Genomic DNA, 19,970 nt, shown 5'->3' on the forward strand with positions numbered 1-19,970 from the left:
GGAAGAGGTGGTCACCGTGCGATTGAGGCGATGGGGACTCGGCGCCGTACTGGCGATATCAACGCTGGTCGCGGCCCCGCTGGCAACCCCGAACAGCATCCCGGCGGCAGGCGCCCAGGGGCCCGTCACGCTGCGCGTGGCGTTCACGACGGACGTCGACTCGATGAACCCGTTCCAGTCCGTCCTGCTGGTTCCCACGCAGATCCTGCGCATGATGTACGAGTACCTGACGGTGGCCAGCGCCAAGGACTCGTCGCCCGAACCGGGCCTCGCCGAGCGCTGGGAGACCTCCAGCGACAACTTGACCTGGACGTTCCACATCCGCAAGGGCATGCAGTGGTCGGACGGGCAGCCGATCACCGCGCGGGACGTGGCGTTCACCTACAACCTGATCATGACCAACGAGGACGCGGCCGCGGCCAACGGCGTCGCGGTGACCAACTACGAGTCGGTCACCGCCAAGGACGACACCACCCTCGTGATCAAGACCAAGCAGCCCCAGGCGTCCATGCTCACCTCCGAGGTCCCGATCGTGCCCGAGCACGTCTGGAAGGACGTCAAGGACATCAAGAACTTCACCAACACCGACAAGTTCCCGGTGGTCGGCAGCGGCCCGTTCGTGCTGACCGGGTACCAGGAGGGCCAGTCGGTCACGCTGGAGGCCAACGACAAGTTCTGGCGCGGCCGGTCCAAGGTGGACAAGCTGCAGTACGTCAAGTACGAGAGCACCGACGCCGCCGTCCAGGGTCTGCGCAAGGGCGACGTCGAGCTCGTCTACCGGCTCACGGCCAACCAGTACAAGGCCCTGCAGAACGAGCCGAACATCACCACCCACGCGGGCAACAACCGGCGGTACACCGAGATCATCTTCAACCCGGGCAACCCGAAGGCCGACGGCAGCGCGTTCGGCAACGGCAACCCCGTGCTCAAGGACGTCAACTTCCGCAAGGCGCTGGCCCACGCCGTCGACGTGAAGACGATTATCGACAAGGTCAAGCAGGGCTTGGCGGAGCCGGCGACCCAGGTCATGCCGGCGGTCTATCCCGATTGGACGTTCAAGCCGTCGGAGTCGCAGAAGCACAACTTCGACCTGGCCAAGGCGAACTCCCTGCTCGAGGCGGCCGGGTACGCCAAGGGCGCCGGCGGAACCCGGACCGACAAGCAGGGCAAGGAGATCAACCTGCGCCTGCTGGTCACCAGCGACGACGCGGAGCGCCAGCAGATCGCCGAGTTCGTCAAGGGCTGGTTCGCCGAGCTCGGCGTCGGCGTGACGGTCGAGTTCAAGGGCTCCAACCAGGTCAACGACGACACCAACGCCGGCAACTACGACATGGCGATCAGCGGCTGGAGCGTGAGCCCGGACCCCGACTACCAGCTCGCCCAGCAGACCTGCAAGGTGGTCGGCACCGAGCTGTCCGACTCCAACTTCTGCAGCACCGAGTACGACGCGCTCTACGCCAAGCAGCAGGGCGAGCTGGACAAGTCCAAGCGGATGCAGCTCGTCCAGCAGGCGCAGGCGATCCTGCACGACAACGTGTCCGCGATCATGCTCTACTACGACAAGCAGCTCGAGGCCTACCGCTCCGACCGGTTCAGCTCGTTCGCGACTCAGCCGGCCGAGAACGGGATCATCGCCAACCAGAGCGGCTACTGGGGCTACTACAACGCCGTCCCGGTCGGGGCCGAGGACACGCAGGCGGCGTCCGAGCCCAACTCCGGCCTCGGCACCGGCGCGGTCGTCGGCATCGTCGGCGGCGCCGCGGTGCTCGTGGCCGGCGCCGTGTGGGGCCTCAGCCGCCGGCGCCGGGCCACCGCCGACGACCGGGAGTAGTCCACCGTCGTGAGTCTTTGCGGTGCCCACAAAAGACTCACGACACCTGACCTGGGAGCGCAGCAGTGGTCGACATGCTGACCACGACCGAACCGGTCGCGGAGCTGCCCGGCGGCGAGCGGGCCGCCGGGCGGGTCCGCGCCCTCGGCACCGCCCGCTTCGTCGCGGTGAAGATCGGCGGCGGGCTGGTCAGCCTGCTGCTGGTGGTCGTGCTCGGCTTCTTCCTGTTCCGCGCCCTGCCGGGCAATCCGATCCGGTCGATCACGACCGACTCGCACACCAGCATCGAGCAGATCGAGAAGCTGCGCGCCGAGTGGGGGATGGACGAGCCCCTGCCCGGCCAGTTCGTCGAGTACCTCGGCGACCTGCTGCGCTGGGACCTCGGCACCTCGTTCAAGTACAAGCAGCCGGTCGGCGACCTGATCCTCGGGCGGATCGGCCCGACCCTGCTGCTGACCGGCGCCGCGCTGCTGCTCGCCCTCGTCCTCGGCCTGTGGCTGGGCACGAGGGCGGCGTGGCGGCACGGCAGCCGGTTCGACCGGCTGGCCACCGGCACCTCGCTGGTGCTGTGGTCGGTGCCGACGTTCTGGCTCGGCCTGATCGCGCTCATGGTGTTCGCGGTGGCGCTTGACCTGTTCCCGACCGCAGGGATGACCACGCCCGGCGGCGTCGACGGGTTCCTGCCCGCCGTGCTGGACGTCGCACACCACCTCGTGCTGCCCGCGGTCACCCTGACCGCGGTGACCTACGCGCAGTACCTCATGGTGATGCGCTCGTCGCTGCTGGAGGAGATGAACGCCGACTACCTGACCACGGCCAGGGCCAAGGGACTCACCGACGACCAGGTCCGGCGCCGGCACGCGGTGCCCAACGCGCTGCTGCCCACGGTCACGATCATCTTCCTGCACACCGGGTTGCTCGTGTCCGGCGCGGTGACCGTGGAGACCGTGTTCTCCTGGCCGGGGCTGGGCCTGCTCACCTACAACGCGATCGGCTTCCCCGACTACCCGCTCCTGCAGGGCACGATGATCGTGCTGGCCGGCGCGGTCGTCGTGATGAACGTGCTGGCCGACCTGGTGTACCGGCTGCTCGACCCGCGGGTGCGTGCGGCATGAGCACCGGAGCGGGACGGATCGCCTGGGCCCGGCGGCGCCGGGCGGCGGGCAAGCTGTGGCGCGACTTCGCCGACAGCCGCTCCGGCCTCGTCGGCCTGGCCGCGCTGCTCGGCATCGTGCTGATCGCGCTGCTGGCCCCGCTGTGGATCAGCGCGGACGACCTGTCGGTGATCAAGGCGACCGGCGGGATCCTCACCCCGCCGAGCGGCGAGTTCTGGTTGGGCACCGACCACGCCGGGCGCTCGGTGCTCGACCTGACCGTCTACGGCGCCCGGGTGTCGCTGCTCGTCGGCATCGCGGCGGCGGTGCTCTCGGTGGGCATCGGCACCATCGTCGGCATGCTGTCCGGCCACTTTGGACGGTGGGTGTCCGCGGTGCTCATGCGGGTCACCGACTTCTTCCTTGTGCTGCCAGCACTGGTGCTGGCCATCGCGCTGTCCACGATGCTCGAACGGGGCCTGTCGACGATCATCCTGGCCATCGGCGTCACCTCCTGGCCGTCCACCGCCCGCCTGGTGCGCGCGCAGACGCTGACCATCGAGGCCCGGCCGTACATCGAGCGGGCCCAGGCGCTCGGCGGCGGGCACCCGCACATCCTCCTGCGGCACGTGCTCCCGGCCGTGCTTCCCTTGGTGCTGGCCAACACCACGCTCGCGGTCGGCAGTGCGATCATCTCCGAGTCCACATTGGCCTTCCTCGGCCTCGGCGACCCGAGCAAGGTCTCCTGGGGCCTGATGCTCAAGCAGGCGCTGGACACCGGCTCGGTCACCGCCGGCGCCTGGTGGTACCTGCTGCCGCCCGGCATCGCCATCGTCGCCGTCGTGCTGTCGTTCACCCTCTGCGGGCGGGCACTGGAGATCGTGGTCAACCCCAACCTGAAGGCCGGGAGGCGGTAGCCCGATGAGCTTGCTGGAGTTCCGGGACGTCTCGGTCAGCTACGCCGGGGCCCGCACCGGCGTGCCGGCGGTGCGGGGGGTGAGCCTGCGCCTGGACAGCGGCGAGAAGCTCGGCCTTGCCGGGGAGTCCGGCTGTGGAAAGTCCACTTTGGCCATGTCGGTGCTGCGCCTGCTGCCCCGCTCCGCCACGGTGTCCGGCCAGATCCTGCTCGACGGCGAGGACGTCGGCGCCATGTCCTGGGGCCGCCTGCGGGCCGTCCGGTGGGCCAGCACGTCCGTGGTGTTCCAGGGCGCGATGCACGCCCTCAACCCGGTCCGCAAGGTGGGCGAGCAGATCGCCGAGCCGCTCGTCATCCACCACTCCGGCCCGCAGTCCGCGCCCGCGCTCCGCGCCCGGGTCAACGAGCTCCTCGGCCAGGTCGAACTGCCCGCCGCCAAGGCCGACGCCTACCCGCACGAGCTGTCCGGCGGCCAGAAGCAGCGCGTCATGATCGCCATGGCCCTTGCCTGCCGGCCCCGCCTGATCATCGCCGACGAGCCGACCACCGCGCTCGACGTCATCGTCCAGGCCCAGGTCCTCGAGGTCCTCACCCGCCTCGTCACCGAGCACCACCTCGGCCTGATCATGATCAGCCACGACCTTGCCGTCCTGGCCGCCACCTGCGACCGCCTCGCGATCATGTACCGGGGCGAGATCGTCGAGGAGGGCGACTCCCGCACCCTGATCCGCGACCCCCAACACCCCCACACCAAGGCCCTCGCCGCCGCCTTCCCCACCGTCGGCGACCCGATCTACCGCTACGCCCCCGCCACCCTCACCTCGCCAACCCCTCAACAGCCAGCCCCCACCCCGATATGGGGTGGGGGGCGGGTTCGTGGGCAGTTTACCGCCGATCCCCGACAACAAGATCCAGATCCGGCCGGCCATCCACAGGTGGCGGAGGTGTCCACAGCACCGCTGCTGCGGGTTGACAACCTGCGGGTGACGTTCCACGGCCGGCACCGCGAGATCACCCACGCCGTCGCCGGCGTCTCGCTCGACGTGCACGAGGGTGAGATCGTCGCCCTGGTCGGCCAGTCCGGCTCCGGCAAGACCACCCTCGCCCGCACCATCCTCGGCCTCCAGAAACCCACCGCCGGGCAAGTGATCTTCGCCGGCGAACCCATCCCCACCACCTCCCGCGGCCTGCGCGCGTACCGCCGCCAGGTCCAGCTCGTCCTGCAGGACCCGACAAGCGCGCTCAACCCCCGCCACACCGTCTACGAGGCCGTCGCCGAGGGCCTGCGCATCCACCGCCTCGCCGGCGACGAGCACGAGCGCGTCGCCGAGGCCCTGCGCAACGCCGAGCTGCGCCCGCCGGAGGAGTTCATGCCGGTCCTCCCGCAGGAGCTGTCCGGCGGCCAGCGCCAGCGCGTCGTCATCGCCGGCGCCCTTGCCCTCGAGCCCCGCCTGCTCGTCGCCGACGAACCCGTCGCCTCCCTCGACGCCTCCGTGCGCGGCGAGATCCTCGCCCTCCTGCTGCGCCTGCGGGCCCGCCTCGACCTCGCCGCCCTCGTCATCACCCACGACCTCGGCCTGGCCTGGAACATCGCCGACCGGGTCGCCGTCATGTACCGCGGCGCCCTCGTCGAAGTCGGCCCCGTCGACGACGTCCTCGCCAATCCCCGGCACGGTTACACCCGCTCCCTGCTCGCCGCCCTCCCGGACTCCGGCACCGTGAACGTTCAATAGGCCGTTGGGCGGAAACAGGGCGAGTGCACTGTGTAATCTCAAGGCGCCATGGCCACCACCGCCGATGCGTCGTCAGACGTGGAGACAGAAGCGCAGTCCGTCAGTACGGGCGATCACGGGGAGACCGGTGCGCCGCTGCCGGTCCGAACGATCCTGCTCGGATCCGTCGGGAGTGTGCTGATCCTGCTCGGCGCCCTTGGGGCGGGCGGGATCCTGCTGCACGACCCGATCCTGGGGAATGGGCCGCTGTCGTGGATCCGGTACGGGCACGGGCAGATGCTGGCCACGATGGTCGTGTACCTGGGATTCGGCCTTGTGGTGTGGTCCTGGGTGCGGTTGGGGCGGCATGTGCTGGCCGGGCGGGTCGGGACGCGACCGGTGGTGCTCGCGGCGGCCTGCTGGACGGCGCCGCTGCTGATCGCGCCGGCCCTGTTCACCCGGGACGTGTACCTGTACATCGCGTACGGGACGCTGCCGCTGCACGGGCAGGATCCGTACACGGTGGGGCCCGGGGTGCTGGAGATCCAGCCGATCGTGGAGAACGTCGACGCGTTCTGGCAGACCACGCCGGCGCCGTACGGACCGCTGTTCATCCTGCTTGCCAAGGGCGTCGTGTGGATCACCGGGACGAACATGATCGCCGGCGTGATCCTGATGCGGCTGGCGCTGACGCTGGGCATCGTGCCGCTGCTGTGGGCGCTGCCGGGGCTGGTGCGGCACCTTGGCGGGAAGCTGCCGGTCGCGGTGTGGCTGGCGGTCGCCGGACCGATGACCGTGGTGCACCTGATCGGCGGGCCGCACAACGACGTCCTCATGATCGGCCTGCTGGCGGCGGGCACCGTGCTGGTGCTGGACCGGCGGCACGTGCTGGGCATCGCGCTGGTGACGCTGGGGGTGGCGGTGAAGGCGACCGCGGTGGTCGCGCTGCCGTTCCTGGTGTGGGTATGGGCCGGGCACCTGAGCTCCACCCGGTGGCGCAACTTCGCCAGGGCGGTCACGGCATCGGTGACGATCTTCCTGGTCACGTTCGCGGCGGCCACCCTGGTGTCCGGGGTGGACCTGGGATGGATCACGGCGCTGGACGCGCCGGGCGCGATCGTCAACTGGATGTCGCTGCCGACCGCGGTGGGGGAGTTCCTGCACACGCTGGCCGGGATCTTCTTCAGCGATCTGAACAAGACGTATTTCGTGACGGTCACCCGGATTCTCGGCGGGCTGGTGCTGCTCGTGATCGTGGCCCGGCAGTGGTGGGCGGCCCGGGACGGCGGCCCGGACGCGGTGCGGCGGGCGGCCATCGCGCTGTTCGCCGTGGCGATCCTCTCGCCCGCGACCCTGCCGTGGTACCTGACCTGGGGTTTCGTGCTCGCCGCTGGCCTGCGGTGGAGCCGGCGGCAGCTGGCCGCGCTGGTGGCGCTGGCCGTGTTCCTGGTGCTCACGTACTCGCCCGCGGGCCGCGACCTGCTCTACAACTGGCTGTTCATGGCCGGCGCGGTGGGCATATCCGTGCTGGCCGCAGTGTCACTGCTGCGGCCCGACCCGCTGAAGCTGTTCTCGTCGAACCGCGAATCCGATGACCCGCACCCTGCTGACCGCTGAGACCGGCGGCGCACCGGCAAGTCCGGCGTCCGCGGGTCCCCCACCGGTGCGCACGATCGCGCTCGGCACCGCGGGCAGCCTGCTGATGCTGGCCGGAAGCCTCGGTGCGGCGGCGGTGCTCGTGCCCGACCCCGTCCTTGGCACCGGGCCGCTGTCCTGGCTGCGCTTCGGGCACGGCCGGATGCTGGCCGGGCTGATGGTCTACGCCGGCTTCGGACTGCTGCTCTGGGCCTGGGTGCGGCTCGGCCGGCACGTGCTGGCGGGTCGGGTGGGGACCCGGCCGGTGCTCGCGGCCGCGGCGTGCTGGACGGCGCCGCTGCTGGTCGCGCCGGCCCTGTTCAGCCGGGATGTCTACTCCTACCTCGCGCAGGGGGCGATCACGCTGCGCGGCCTCGACCCCTACGCGGTCGGCCCCGCCGTGCTCGACTCGCCGGAGCTCGTGTCGGGGGTGCACCCGTTCTGGATGGGCACGCCGGCGCCGTACGGGCCGCTGTTCATCCTGCTGGCCAAGGGCGTCGTGTGGATCACCGGGACGAACGTGCTCGCCGGTGTGATCCTGATGCGGCTGGTGCTGACGCTGGGCATCGTGCCGCTGCTGTGGGCGCTGCCCAGGCTGGTCCGGCACCTTGGCGGGAACCTGCCGGTCGCGGCGTGGCTGGCGATCGCAGGGCCGGTGACCGTGGTGCACCTGATCGGCGGGCCGCACAACGACGTCCTCATGATCGGCCTGCTGGCGGCGGGCACCGCGCTGGTGCTCGAGCGGCGGCACCTGCTGGGCATCGCACTGCTGACCCTTGCCGTGGCGATCAAGGCCACCGCCGTGGTCGCCCTGCCGTTCCTGGTGTGGATCTGGACCGGGCACCTGGACGCCACGCGCTGGCGCGGGTTCGCCAGGGCGGCGGCAGGCTCGCTGGTCACGGTCGGCGCCGTGTTCGCGGTGGTCACCGTGCTCGCCAGGGTGGACCTGGGCTGGATCTCGATGCTCAGCGCCTCGTCGAGGATCGTGAACTGGCTGTCCCTGTCGACGGCGGTGGGGGAGTTGCTGCACGCCCTCACGGCCATCGTCGCCGACGTGAGCCGGTACGACTTCGTGGCGGTCACCCGGCTGCTCGGCATGGCGGCGCTGGCGGCGATCCTGGTCAGGCAGTGGTGGCTCGCCCGGGACGGCGGTCCGGACGCCGTCCGCCGGGCGGCCATCGCCCTACTCGCCGTGGCGGTCCTGTCGCCGAGCACGCTGCCCTGGTACCTCACCTGGAGCCTCGTGCTCGCCGCCGGCCTCGCCTGGCGGCGCGGGCATCTCGCGATCATGGTGGCGGTCGCCGCGTTCCTGGTGGTCCCGTATTCGCCGGACGGCGAGACCCTGCTCTACGTGTGGCCGTTCATGGCCGTGGCGATCGCCCTGTCCGTTCTGGCCGGGGTGTCGCTGGTGCGTCCCGACCCGTTGGGACTCGGAGGTCGTCAGCGCCCGGTGGGGCCGACGACGGTGCCCGACTCGGGCGCGTCCGGCACCTCCGGGGTCTCCACGTCGGGCTGATCCACGGCCGGAATCTCCTCGTCGACCACGGGCTCATCGACGACCGGCTCGTCGACCACGGGCTCGTCCACCACGGGTTCATCGACCGGCTCTTCCGCGGGTTCCTCGGCAGGCTCCTCCGCCGGCTCGGCACCCTCGGACCCCGGTACCGTGAAGTTGATCGTCACGTCGTCCGTCACGGTGATCTCGGCTTCCCCGGTGATGTCCTTGTAGTCGCCGGTACCGCCGATCACCGCACCCTTCTTCGGTGTGGACACGTCGTCCGACACCAGACCGCTGATGTGGACCTCGCCGTTCTCCAGCCGCAGGATCGCCACACATTGGGACAGCATCCCGCTGTCGTCCTTGCTGACGACGGCACATTCGCTGGAGCCGTCGCCCTCGTAACCGGTCAGGTTGTCGACGACCGACAGGCTCGCCGTGAACGGCGCGCCTTCCTCCAGCTCCGCGGTGAACGTGGTGCTCTTGATCGTCGCGGTGGCGTCCACCAGCGGGTCGGCCTGCGGTGCCGCCGTAGCGATGGTCGCCGACGCCACCGTGATCAGCGCCGCCGCCGGCAGAACGGCCAACGCCCCCGGAATGACGAGCTTCATGTGATCGACCTTTCCCTCCGTAATAGGTCCGGCCACGGAACGTGGCCAACACACACAGTAGGGATCAATCGATCATCGGCAACCCCGGCTGCCAGCGACGACTACGACACGTGACGGCGATCCAAAACAAAAGAGTGAGCCCGCCGGATCCCCCGTCCGTGACGGCCCGAGAACAATGTCACGCGATGTTTTCGCGGCCGCCCGAACAAATACCCGCCAATTGGAAAACACTGCACTTTCTGGGGCAACGTGGAATGCGGTCAGCGCAGCGCCGCGACGGCCTGCACCGCCTGGTCGACCTGCTCCGGCGTGGTGACGATGCTCGGGCCGAAGCGCAGAAAGGGGTCGTCGTACGGGGTCACGCTGGCCACGATCCGGTGCTCGTCGCGCAGCCGCCGCACGGCCACCCCGGGGCTCATCCCGGCCAGCGAGCACATCACCAGGCCGGCGGACAGCGCCGGGTCCATCGGCGTGATCAACTTGACGGTCGGGATGCCGGCCAGGCCCTCCTTGAGGCGGGCGACCTGAACCCGGATCCGATCGGCGATCCGGTCCCGCCCGATGCTCTGGTGGAACTGGAACGCCTCGGTGAGCGCCCAGCGGTGCTCGAAGGAGTGGTAGCCGCCCGGGGTCGCGGCCCCGCCGGGAGTGCCCCGATCGGAGAAGCTCGGGATCACCGGGCCGACGGCGTCCCAGGCCCGGCCCCACACCAGCCCGGTGCCGCGCGGGCCGAACAGCCACTTGTGCGTGCCGGTGGTCAGGAAGTCGCAGCCGAGCTCGGTGACCGTGGTGTCCACCGCGCCGAAGCCGTGCACCCCGTCGACCCACAGCAGCGCCCGGTCGGCGGGATCCCGGCCGGCGTTCACCTCGGCCAGCATCGCGGCGATGGCCTTGACCGGCAGCCGGACGCCGGTGCTCGAGTGCACCCAGGTGATCACCACGACCCGGGTGCGCGGGGCGATCCCGTCCCGCAGCCGCGCCACGATGTCGCCCTCGGTGGCCGCGGCCGGGTCGTCGTAGAGCGCGACCCGCCGCACCGGCGCGCCGGTGCGCTCGGACATCAGGCGCAGCGCCTCGTGGGTGCCGAAGAAGTCGTGCTCGGTGGTCAGCACGTCCTGGCCGGGCAACAGCTTCAGCCCGCCGCACAGCAGCCCCATGCCCATCGTGGTGCTGTCGGTCAGCGCGATCTCGCCGGGGACGGCGCCGAGGTAGGCCGCCGCCGCCTCGCGGGCCTGCCGCTCGAGCTCAGTGTCCCGACGCAGGTATCCATGCGTGTCGGCGTCCAGCCCGGCCCGGTGCCGCTCGATCGCCTCGCGCACCGGCGCCGGGTGCGCGGCGAGCACGAACGCCGCGAAGTGCGCCAGCTCGGCGTTCAACGGAAACTGCGCCCGCACCGAGTCCCAGTCGTTGGGGTTGAACAACGGTTGCGCCGGGCCGGCGTTGTCCGTGCATCCGGCAAGCACCCCGACCCCGGACGCAAGCCCGGCCCCCAGCACCGCCCGCCGCCCAAGCCTGACCATGCCTCCACGGTATCCCGCAAGGCTCACGACAGGGCCGGTTGCCGCAGGGTGAGCGTGCCTGCGTCGGCGTCGAGCCTCGCCGGTGCGCCGAGCGGGATCGTCGGCGAGCAGGGACAGTGCCCGAAGCCGAGCTCCCAGATCGTCGGGATGCCAAGGGAGCCAAGGAGATCCGCCATCACGTCATACACATCGGACGGTTCGCCGCAGCCGGTCCACGAGCCGAGCGCGATCCCGGAGACGGCGGTGAACCAGCCGGCCCGGAGCAGCTGGGTGATCATCCGGTCCAGCCGGTACGGCGGCTCGGTCACGTCCTCCAGCACCATGATCGCGCCCTCCGGCGGCGGGGGAGCGTCCGGCGCGGCCAACCCGGCCACGAGCAGGCTGAGGTTGCCGCCGACGAGGACGCCCTCGGCCGTCCCGTGCTCAAGCGTGGCGGCGGCCGGGCCGGTCAGCGTGAGCGCCCGCTCCGGCTCGAACAGCATGCGGCGCAGGTGATCCTGGGCCACCGGGTCGAACAGGTCACCGGCGATCATGGGGGAGAGCAGCGTGACCACGCCCAGGTGCGCGCGGATCGCTTCGTGCAGGGTCGTGACGTCGCTCGACCCGGCGAGCGCCTTGGGCCCCGCCGCGGCCATCGCGTCCCAGTCCAGCAGGTCCACCATGCGCAGGCAGCCGTAGCCGCCGCGGGCGCAGATCACCGCGGCCACACCCGGATCGCACCACGCCCGCTGCAGATCGGCCGCCCGGTCGGCGTCGCCGCCGGCCAGGTACGGCAGCTTGGGGTGCCGGCCGAGCACGTGCCTGCCGACGTCCACCCGCAGTCCCCAGGCCTCGAGCACCGCCACCCCGCGGTCCAGCCGCGCGGCGTCGACCGGCCCGGCCGGCGCCACCACGGCGACCCGGTCACCCGGCGCCAACCGGCGCGGCCGCGTGCTCACCGGCGCAGTTCCAGCTCCGGGATGCCGGGCGGGGTGAAGCCGAGCACCTGGCCGTAGAACGACAACTCCGCCTGCAGCGCCGCCTCGATGGTCTCCGCCCGGCGGAACCCGTGCTGCTCGCCCTCGAAGGCCAGGTAGGCGTGCGGGATCCCGCTGCCGTCCAGGCTGGCCACGAACCGGTCGGCCTGCTCCGGCGGGCACACCTGATCTTCCAGACCCTGCAGCAGGAGCACCGGACCGGCCAGCGTGTCGATGTGGTTCATGGGGGAGCGCTCGACGTAGCGGTCGGCGTGCTCGGGCAGGGCGCCGACGAGCCGCTCGTCGTACCGGGACTCGAAGTCGTGGGTCTGGCCGCCCTCGTGGTTCCATGTGATCAGGTCAAGGACCGGGAACATGATCGTGCCACACCGGTAGGTGTCCACAGTGGTCATCGACGCCGCCGCGGTCCAACCGCCCGCGCTGCCACCGCGGATCGCCAGCCGCGCCGGATCCGCCACGCCGGTCCTGGCCAGCTCGGCGGCCACCGTGGCGCAGTCCCGCACGTCCACCACGCCCCACTGCTCGTAGAGCAGCTCCCGGAAGGCGCGCCCGTAACCGGACGAGCCGCCGTAGTTCACCGCGACCACGCCGATGCCCCGGCTGGTGAAGTAGGCAAGATCCAGGCTCAGCGTCGGGGAGAACTTCCCGGTGGGCCCGCCGTGCGCGTGCACGACGAACGGCGGACGCTCGCCATCCGGGCCGGCGAAATCGGGATTTCTCGGCAGGTACACGTAGGCCGGAATGGAGTGTCCACTGTGGTCAGTGAAGCGCCGCTCCTCGGGCACGGGCAGGTAGCGCTCGTCCGGCAGGTTGGCGGCCGGGCTGCTGACCTCGGCGAGCCGGCCGGTGGCCAGATCCAGCGACACGATCGCCGTGCCGCGGGTCGGCCCACCGGCCGGCGCCACCACGACCTCGCCGGTCGCCGTCAGATCCGGCGTCCACACGGGACGGTCGGTGGCCACGTCGGTCACGGTCCCGCCGTGCTCGTCGAGGATCGCGAGCCGCCCTGAGCGCAGGACGGCGTGCCGGCCACCGCCCAGCGGCGTGAACCACCGCCAGCCGAGCTGCCACATCGGGCCGCCCAGCTCCTCGGTGCACGGCGCCAGGTTCCGGCCCGTGCCGTCCAGGCCGAACCGGTGCAGGTTCCACCAGCCGTCCGGATCGGTCAGCGCCAGCACGGCGTCCGGACCGTCCCACTCGACCTGGCAGACGCTCTCCGCCGGCCCGCCGGCCAGCACCCGGTGCGGTCCGAACTCCCCGCCGGGCTCGATCTGCGCGACGCACAGCTCGGTTCCGTCCCACGGCATCCGCGGGTGGTCCCAGCCGATCCAGGCCGCGTGCCGCCCGTCCGGGCTCACCTTCGGACCGGTCATGAAGTGGTGGCTGGCGGTCAGCCGGACGACCGCACCGCCGGAGACCGGCAGCGCGACCAGGTCCCGCCGGATGTCGGTGGGCCGGTCCCCGGTGACCGTCTCGCGCACGCACCAGACGTGCGTGCCACCCGGCCCGGCCGACAGATCGGCGTAGCGGATGCCGTGCTCCCGCTCGGGCGCCGGGCTGATCGGCTCCGGCTCGCCACCGTCCGGGTCGAACAGGTACACCCGCTGGTCCGCCCAGTCGGTGAACGCCACCCGCGGGCCGGCCGGGGTGTCCACCGGGGTCCAGGGCCGGCCGCCGTACTCGTGCACGCGGTTGCGCACGTTCCACGGCGCGGCCAGCAGCTCCACCGCCGCGCCGCCGGGCTCGGCCCGCAGCAGCGTGACCCGGCCACCCTCCTGCGGCCTGGTCTCGGTCCACCAGACGAACCCGCCGCGCAGGTTCACCCAGCCGACGCCGCGTTGGGCCGTGGCCGCGTCGGCGGCGGTGATCGGCGAGGTCCAGGTGCCGTAGGCGGCGATCTTCGTCACGGCGACGACCCTAACCGGTCGGCGAAGACCGAGAACGAGCCTGCTCCGGAGTGCCGATTGCCTTAGGGTCGGAGGTGCTATGGCTCGGGTCATTCACATCTTTCGCCAGCCCGACCGGTTCGTCGCCGGCACCGTCGGGCAACCCGGCGACCGCACGTTCTACCTGCAGGCCGTCGAGGACGCTCGGACGGTCAGCGTCACGCTGGAGAAGCAGCAGGTAGCGGTGCTCGCCGAACGGATCGGCTCGCTCCTGGAGGAGGTTCACCGGCGGTTCGGGGCCGAGCTGCCCGAGGAGCCCTCGGAGGACCAGCTCGACGTCGACCCGCTGGAGATCCCGCTTGAGGAGGAGTTCCGGGTGGGCACGATGGGCCTGGGCTGGGACTCCGAAAGCCGGGCGGTGGTGATCGAGCTGCTGGCGGTGACCGAGGGCGAGGTCGACGAGTCCGTCGTGCTCGACGACACCGAGGAGGGCCCGGACGCGGTGCGCGTGTTCCTCACGCCGACCAAGGCCAGGGCGTTCGCCGAGCGGGCCGACCGCGTGGTCCGGGCCGGGCGCAAGCCGTGCCCGCTGTGCGCCGAGCCGCTCGACCCCGACGGCCACGTGTGCCCGCGGCAGAACGGGTACCGCCGAGGCGGAGAGTCCGACTGAGGTGCTGCCCACGGATCCCGCCGCCATCGAGCTCGTGGCCCGCGGCCGGATCGAGGTGGAGGGCCGCCTGGTCGACGCGTCGAACACCACGCTGTTCTGCGGCATCAGCTCGGCCGGCGCCGAGGCGAAATGCGTGTACAAACCGGTCAGCGGGGAGCGCGCGCTGTGGGACTTCCCGGACGGCACGCTTGCCGGCCGGGAGGTCGCGACCTACCTGGTGTCCGAGGCCGCCGGCCTGCACCTGGTGCCGCCAACGGTTTACCGCGACGGCCCGTTCGGCCCCGGCATGGTGCAGCTGTGGGTGGACACCAAGGAGGGCGACGACCTGGTCGACGTGCTCACCCCCCGGGACGTGCCGCCCGGCTGGCGGCGCGTGCTGCGGGCCAGGGACCGGTTCGGCGATCCGGCCGTCCTTGCCCACGCCGACCACCCGAGCGTGTGCCTGCTCGCCGCCCTCGACGTCGTGATCAACAACGCCGACCGCAAGGGCGGGCACGTGCTGCACGCCACCGACGGCCGGGTGTACGGCGTCGACCACGGGATCTGCCTGCACGCCGAGCACAAGCTGCGCACGGTGCTGTGGGGCTGGGTGGGCGAGCCGATGCCCGCCGAAGCCGTCGAGGCGTTCGGCAAGCTGCGCTCCGCCATCGACGCCGGGCTGGGGGAGCGGCTGACCGAGCACCTCACCCGCGCCGAGGTCCGCGCGCTGGAAGACCGGATCGACGGCCTGCTCGCCGACCCGGTCTTCCCGATGCCCACCTCCGACTGGCGCGCAATCCCCTGGCCGGCGTTCTAACGCAGCGGGCGGAAGAACTTCCGAACGTCACCCACGAGCAGCTCCGGGACCTCCATCGCGGCGAAGTGCCCGCCGGTGTCGAAGTCCGACCAGTGCGCGATGTTGTTGGCCTGCTCGGCATAGCGGCGGATGGCGATGTCCTCGGCGAACACGGCGACTCCCACCGGCACGTCGGTCGGCGTCGGCCACTCCTGCGCGTGCATGCTCTCGTAGTAGATCTGGGCCGCGGAGCCGGCGGTCCCGGTCAGCCAGTAGAGCATGACGTTGGTCAGCATGTGGTCGCGGTCGACCGACTCCTCGGGCAGCCCGCTCGACGGGTGCGTCCACTCCTTGAACTTGTCGACGATCCACGCCAGCTGGCCGGCCGGCGAGTCGGTCAGCCCGTACGCCACCGTGTGCGGCCGGGTGGCCTGGATCTGGAAGTAGCCGTTGCCCTCGCTGAGGAAGTTGGTGAGCCGTTCCAGCCGGGCCCGCTCCACCTCGGTCAGCGAGGCGCGCTCCTCCTCGCTGACCTCGCCGAGCGGGATGAAGCCGTACGTGGCCGCGTTCACGTGCACCCCGACCACGCCGTCCCGGTCGACCCGGGCGAGGTCGGGCGCGACGAACGCGCCGAAGTCGCCGCCCTGGGCGCCGTAGCGCTCGTAGCCGAGGCGGCGCATCAGCTCGGCGTACGCGGCGGCCATCCGGCGGCTGCTCCACCCGCCGTCCCTGGTCGGCCCGGAGAAGCCGAACCCGGGCATCGACGGGATCACCACATGGAACGCGTCGGCCGGGTCGCCGCCGTGCGACCGGGGGTCGGTCAGCGGGCCGATCACCTTCAGAAACTCGATCACCGAGCCCGGCCAGCCGTGCGCAAGCAGCAACGGCAGCGCGTCCGGCTCGGGGGATCGGACGTGCAGGAAGTGGATGCTCTGGCCGTCGATCTCGGTGGTGAACTGCGGGATGTCGTTGAGCCGCTTCTCGTGCGCCCGCCAGTCGTAGCGGGTGCGCCAGTACTCGGCCAGCTCCTCCAGGTACTCGACCGGGACCCCGCGGTTCCAGCCGACGCCGGTCAGCGTGGCCGGCCACCGCGTGTTGGCCAGCCGCGTGTGCAGCTCGTCGAGGTCGGCCTGCGCGACGTCGATGTGGAAGGGTCGGATCTCGCTGTTGTTCGCCATGCGCTCACGCTATCGGCGATTGCGGACAGGACCGGTCCGCGATCGATGAGAGAATTCTCCCGTGGACACCGCGGCCCGGTTGCTGAAGCTGCTGTCGCTGCTGCAGATCCGGCGGGACTGGACAGGCGCCGAGCTGGCCGAGCGGCTCGGGGTCACGCCGCGCACGATCCGCCGGGACGTCGAGCGGCTGCGCGAGCTGGACTATCCGGTGGCCGCGACGCCCGGGGTGGCCGGCGGGTACCGGCTCGGGTCCGGCACCGCGCTGCCCCCGCTGGTGCTCGACGACGACGAGGCCGTGGCCGTCGCGATGGGCCTGCGCACCGCGGTGGGCGGCACGATCGCCGGCATCGAGGAGACCTCGGTGCGCGCGCTGACCAAGCTGGAGCAGGTGCTGCCGTCGCGGCTGCGCCGCCGGATCAACGCGCTGCAGTCGGCGGTGGTGCCGATGCCCGGCGGCGCCCCGGCCGTCGACCCGCAGACCCTGACCACGATCGCCGCCGCCTGCCGCGACCACCAGCGCCTGCACGTCGACTACCGCAGCGCCGGGGGCACCGCGAGCCGGCGGGTCGTCGAGCCGGCGCGGCTGGCCTGCACGGGCCGGCTGTGGTACCTGCTGGCCTGGGACACCGGCCGGGGCGACTGGCGCACGCTGCGGGTGGACCGGATCACCGCCGCACCCGGCCTCGGCGCCCGGTTCACCCCGCGCGAGCCGCCGGAGGCCGACATCGCCGGCTACGTCAGCCGCGCGATCTCCTCCGCGCCCTATCCCTACCGGGCCAAGGTGGTCGTCCACGCCCCGGCCGAGCGGGTCCGCGAGCGGGTGACCCCGGCGTCGGGGATGGTCGAAGCCGTCGACGAGGACAGCTGCGTGCTGCACGTCGGCGGCCCCGAGCTGAGCGTGATCCCGATCTACCTGGCCCGGATCGGCTTCGAGTTCACCGTGCTCGAGCCGCCGGAGCTGATCGAGCAGGTGCGCACGCTGGCCGGCATGTTCAGTCGATCGGTCACGTAGACGATGTCGCCGTGCCGGTGTCGGTGGTCCGCCACGGCGGCTTGAGCAGCATCCAGCGGTGGCCGAACGGGTCGACGATCACCGAGCCCCGCCCGTACGGCTGATCGGTCGGCTCCCGCTCGACGGTCGCTCCGCGCTCGGCCGCGCGCCGCGTCATACCGTCCACATCGGACACCTGCAGGTGCAGGGTGTGGCTGTGCGTCGACGGTGTCGCGGGCGGGGGAGCGACCGGCACGTCGGGCCACAGCTCGGACGCCTCGGCGAACATCAGCACCGCGTCGCCGATGCGGACCTCGGCGTGCCCGACGGTGCCGTCCTCGTTGATGTACATCTCGCCGCGCCGCTTCGCACCGAGCACCTCCACGTACCAGTCCATGGCCGCGCGGGCGTCGGACACGACGATGTACGGCGACAGGGCCGGCCCCCAGTCCAGATCCTGGGTCGCCGCAACGGTTTCGGTCATGGCTCCTCCTTCTGGGTTCAGTACCGCCTGCCGCAGCCGCTCGCGCAGCCGCAGCGCGAAGGCCGGATCGGGATCCACCGGCTCGACGGGCGCGCGGAGGGCGTCCAGCGGATCGGTCATGGCCGGCCCTCCTCTCCCGTGTAGACCCGGCGGAACGCGTTGCGGGCCCGGACCAGCAGCGCCTCGGTGGCGTGCACCGTCCGGCCGAGGTGCGCGGCCACCTCGGGCACCGGCAGCCCGTCGAGGTACCGCAACGTCAGCGCGGCCCGGTGGTGCGCGCCGAGCTCGGCCAGCGCGGCCCTGGCCCGGATCGCGTCGAGCTTGACCTCCCACGGGTCTTCGACCGGGTCCGGATCGCCCTCCAGCACCCGCAGCCCGCGCTGCTCGCGCTCGACCCGCCGCCAGTGGTCGGCCAGCTTGTGCCGGGCCACACCGATCAGCCAGCCGATCGACAGCTCCGGCGCGTCGGGCTTGCGCACCGCGCTCACCGCCGCGAGAAAGGTCTCCGCGGTGAGATCCTCGGCGAGCGACCGCTCCCCGCACCGGGCCAGCAGGTAGCCGTAGACGTGCGGCAACGCCTCGTCGTACAGCTCCAGCAGCCCGAAAGCCGGGTCGGGCCGCACGCCGGGTTGCGTGCTCACGTCCCTATCGTCGTCCGAACGGGACACACTCCGACGGGCAACCCGAGAAATTCTCCTCCGGCGAGTCGCGGACCCCGGCGGGCCGGCCTCGCCTACCGTTGCCAGCCGTGCGCTTCCAGGACTACGGCCGCGATGTGCTCGCCGGCCGCCGGCCGCGACGGGCCGTTCCGGAGATCACCGCCGAGCCGGGGCTCGTGGTCGAGGACCCGGGCAGCGGGTTCTGCGGCGCCGTCGTCGGCTTCGAGCAGGGCAACGTGGTGCTCGAGGACCGGCACGGCCGGCGCCGGCTGTTCCCGCTCACCCCGGCCGGGTTCCTGGTCGACGGCAAGCCGGTGACGCTGGTCCGCCCGGCGCGTACGCCGCCGGCGGCCGCAAGGCTGTCCGCGTCCGGCTCGGTCCGGGTGGCCGGGGTCCGGGCCAGAACCGCGCGGGACAGCCGGATCTGGGTCGAGGGACGGCACGACGCCGAGCTGGTCGAGCGGGTCTGGGGGCACGACCTGCGGGTGGAGGGCGTCGTGGTGGAGCCGCTGCACGGCATCGACGAGCTCGCCGACCGGGTCGCCGAGTTCGGCACCGGGCGGGGCCGCCGGCTGGGCGTGCTGGTCGACCACCTGGTGGCCGACAGCAAGGAGGCTCGCATCACCGAACGGCTCGCCGATCCGAACGTCCTGGTGACCGGGCACCCCTACGTCGACATCTGGCAGGCGGTGCGGCCCGCCGCGGTCGGCATCGCCGCCTGGCCGCGGGTGCCACGGGGCGTGCCGTGGAAGGAGGGCATCTGCGCGGCGCTCGGCTGGGGCGACCCGGCCGACGGCTGGCGGCGGGTGCTGGCCGGCGTGACCAGCTTCCGCGACCTGGAGACCCCGCTGATCGGCGCCGTCGAGCGGCTGATCGACTTCGTCACCGAGCCGGAGTCCTGAGGACGCCATGGGTCACTGAACCCACCCGCCCGCCGTCCCCCACCGCGTCCCCGTATCGCCGGAGCGTTGCTTTCTGAGAACATAGAGTCATGGCCGCGCTCATCTGGCTGATCGGCGGAATCGTGCTGGTCGCAGCCGAGATCCTCTCCGGCGACTTCTTCCTGCTCATGCTGGGCATAGGGGCGCTGAGCGCGGCGCTGGGCGAGGTGCTGTTCGGCAACACGTTCGTCAGCCTGATCATCTTCGCGCTCTCGTCGATCGGGCTGGTCACCTTCGCCCGGCCGTGGCTCAAGGCCCGGTTCCACGGGGCGATCGTGCCCGACAACGTCCAGGCGCTGATCGGCGGCAAGGCCGTCGCGTTGTCCACAGTGGACGAGCACGGCGGCCAGGTGAAGCTGAACGGCGAGGTGTGGTCGGCCCGGGCGTTCGACGAGAAGCAGGTGATCGAGCCGGGCACCTCGGTGACCGTCATGGAGATCGCCGGCGCCACGGCGATCGTGTGGGCCGAGACGATCTGACCGTGTTCTTCCCGCCCGCCATCTCCCCACCGCGTCCCCGGTCGTGCATGCCTGCGGGTAGCCGGCCGGTGTGGTCTACTTCCGCGGCACACACCACGTCCTGAGTGGAGGAA

General features: G+C 71.7%; 18 protein-coding genes. 11 read left to right on the forward strand and 7 right to left on the reverse strand.

From position 1 onward, the window contains the following. The first annotated feature begins 16 nt into the window (after positions 1–16). The 6 genes from VGX25_RS12675 to mptB (VGX25_RS12700) all read left to right on the forward strand — a co-directional run bounded on the left by VGX25_RS12675 (position 17) and on the right by mptB (VGX25_RS12700) (position 8,704). Positions 17–1,831 carry an ABC transporter substrate-binding protein gene (locus tag VGX25_RS12675; RefSeq protein WP_326917892.1) on the forward strand — a complete coding sequence of 605 codons (1,815 nt, stop codon included), beginning with the start codon at positions 17–19 and terminating at the stop codon, positions 1,829–1,831. A gap of 74 nt (positions 1,832–1,905) precedes the next feature. Continuing rightward, complete coding sequence (locus tag VGX25_RS12680) at positions 1,906–2,946, forward strand: ABC transporter permease (RefSeq protein ID WP_414635789.1); 1,041 nt, start codon at positions 1,906–1,908, stop codon at positions 2,944–2,946. Next, positions 2,943–3,842, forward strand: coding sequence for an ABC transporter permease (locus tag VGX25_RS12685; RefSeq protein ID WP_326917894.1), 900 nt, complete (start codon positions 2,943–2,945; stop codon positions 3,840–3,842). Before VGX25_RS12680 ends, VGX25_RS12685 begins: the two co-directional genes overlap by 4 nt. 4 nt (positions 3,843–3,846) lie before the next feature. Next, positions 3,847–5,574, forward strand: a complete 1,728-nt coding sequence (locus VGX25_RS12690; protein WP_326917895.1) for an ABC transporter ATP-binding protein — start codon at positions 3,847–3,849, stop codon at positions 5,572–5,574. Positions 5,575–5,622: 48 nt separating this feature from the next. After that, positions 5,623–7,170 carry a polyprenol phosphomannose-dependent alpha 1,6 mannosyltransferase MptB gene (gene mptB / locus VGX25_RS12695; protein ID WP_326917896.1) on the forward strand — a complete coding sequence of 516 codons (1,548 nt, stop codon included), beginning with the start codon at positions 5,623–5,625 and terminating at the stop codon, positions 7,168–7,170. Next, positions 7,145–8,704 carry a polyprenol phosphomannose-dependent alpha 1,6 mannosyltransferase MptB gene (mptB, locus tag VGX25_RS12700; RefSeq protein ID WP_326917898.1) on the forward strand — a complete coding sequence of 520 codons (1,560 nt, stop codon included), beginning with the start codon at positions 7,145–7,147 and terminating at the stop codon, positions 8,702–8,704. The genes mptB (VGX25_RS12695) and mptB (VGX25_RS12700) overlap by 26 nt, the downstream gene beginning before the upstream one ends. Here the strand turns inward: mptB (VGX25_RS12700) and VGX25_RS12705 are convergent. The 4 genes from VGX25_RS12705 to VGX25_RS12720 form a co-directional block, all read right to left on the reverse strand. Further along, entirely contained in the window at positions 8,629–9,297 is a 669-nt protein-coding gene (locus tag VGX25_RS12705; protein WP_326917900.1) for an allene oxide cyclase barrel-like domain-containing protein, read from the reverse strand. The genes mptB (VGX25_RS12700) and VGX25_RS12705 overlap by 76 nt on opposite strands. A 260-nt stretch (positions 9,298–9,557) precedes the next feature. After that, on the reverse strand, positions 9,558–10,817 hold the full coding sequence (locus VGX25_RS12710) for an aminotransferase class V-fold PLP-dependent enzyme (protein WP_326917901.1): 1,260 nt from the start codon (positions 10,815–10,817) through the stop codon (positions 9,558–9,560). A gap of 23 nt (positions 10,818–10,840) precedes the next feature. After that, positions 10,841–11,755, reverse strand: coding sequence for an LD-carboxypeptidase (locus tag VGX25_RS12715; protein WP_326917903.1), 915 nt, complete (start codon positions 11,753–11,755; stop codon positions 10,841–10,843). Continuing rightward, a complete protein-coding gene (locus VGX25_RS12720) occupies positions 11,752–13,701 on the reverse strand; it encodes a S9 family peptidase (protein ID WP_326917904.1) in 1,950 nt (649 codons plus the stop codon). Before VGX25_RS12720 ends, VGX25_RS12715 begins: the two co-directional genes overlap by 4 nt. 79 nt (positions 13,702–13,780) lie before the next feature. Between VGX25_RS12720 and VGX25_RS12725 the strand changes: the two genes are divergently transcribed. Both VGX25_RS12725 and VGX25_RS12730 read left to right on the forward strand, forming a co-directional pair. Next, on the forward strand, positions 13,781–14,350 hold the full coding sequence (locus VGX25_RS12725; protein ID WP_326917905.1) for a DUF3090 domain-containing protein: 570 nt from the start codon (positions 13,781–13,783) through the stop codon (positions 14,348–14,350). 1 nt (position 14,351) lies between these two features. Then, positions 14,352–15,146 (forward strand): SCO1664 family protein, encoded by a 795-nt coding sequence (locus VGX25_RS12730; protein WP_326917906.1) that lies wholly within the window; start codon positions 14,352–14,354, stop codon positions 15,144–15,146. Here the strand turns inward: VGX25_RS12730 and VGX25_RS12735 are convergent. Then, positions 15,143–16,303 carry an epoxide hydrolase gene (locus tag VGX25_RS12735; protein WP_326917908.1) on the reverse strand — a complete coding sequence of 387 codons (1,161 nt, stop codon included), beginning with the start codon at positions 16,301–16,303 and terminating at the stop codon, positions 15,143–15,145. The genes VGX25_RS12730 and VGX25_RS12735 overlap by 4 nt on opposite strands. A 61-nt stretch (positions 16,304–16,364) precedes the next feature. On the opposite strand from VGX25_RS12735, the gene VGX25_RS12740 reads away from it, so the two are divergent. Beyond that, entirely contained in the window at positions 16,365–17,315 is a 951-nt protein-coding gene (locus tag VGX25_RS12740) for a YafY family protein (protein WP_326917909.1), read from the forward strand. On the opposite strand, the gene VGX25_RS12745 is transcribed toward VGX25_RS12740, so the two are convergent. Both VGX25_RS12745 and VGX25_RS12750 read right to left on the reverse strand, forming a co-directional pair. Then, a complete protein-coding gene (locus VGX25_RS12745) occupies positions 17,308–17,898 on the reverse strand; it encodes a VOC family protein (protein ID WP_326917910.1) in 591 nt (196 codons plus the stop codon). The two genes, VGX25_RS12740 and VGX25_RS12745, sit on opposite strands and share 8 nt — an antisense overlap. Continuing rightward, a complete protein-coding gene (locus VGX25_RS12750; protein WP_326917911.1) occupies positions 17,895–18,419 on the reverse strand; it encodes a sigma-70 family RNA polymerase sigma factor in 525 nt (174 codons plus the stop codon). Before VGX25_RS12750 ends, VGX25_RS12745 begins: the two co-directional genes overlap by 4 nt. A gap of 107 nt (positions 18,420–18,526) precedes the next feature. Here VGX25_RS12750 and VGX25_RS12755 point away from each other — a divergent pair, with 107 nt between their 5' ends. Together VGX25_RS12755 and VGX25_RS12760 are read left to right on the forward strand one after the other, a co-directional pair. Further along, a complete protein-coding gene (locus VGX25_RS12755; RefSeq protein ID WP_326917913.1) occupies positions 18,527–19,339 on the forward strand; it encodes a DUF3097 domain-containing protein in 813 nt (270 codons plus the stop codon). Positions 19,340–19,428: 89 nt separating this feature from the next. Then, entirely contained in the window at positions 19,429–19,857 is a 429-nt protein-coding gene (locus tag VGX25_RS12760) for an NfeD family protein (protein WP_326917914.1), read from the forward strand. Positions 19,858–19,970: the final 113 nt, after the last annotated feature.

Source organism: Actinophytocola sp. (assembly GCF_035942955.1).
GTDB lineage: Bacteria > Actinomycetota > Actinomycetes > Mycobacteriales > Pseudonocardiaceae > DASYTH01.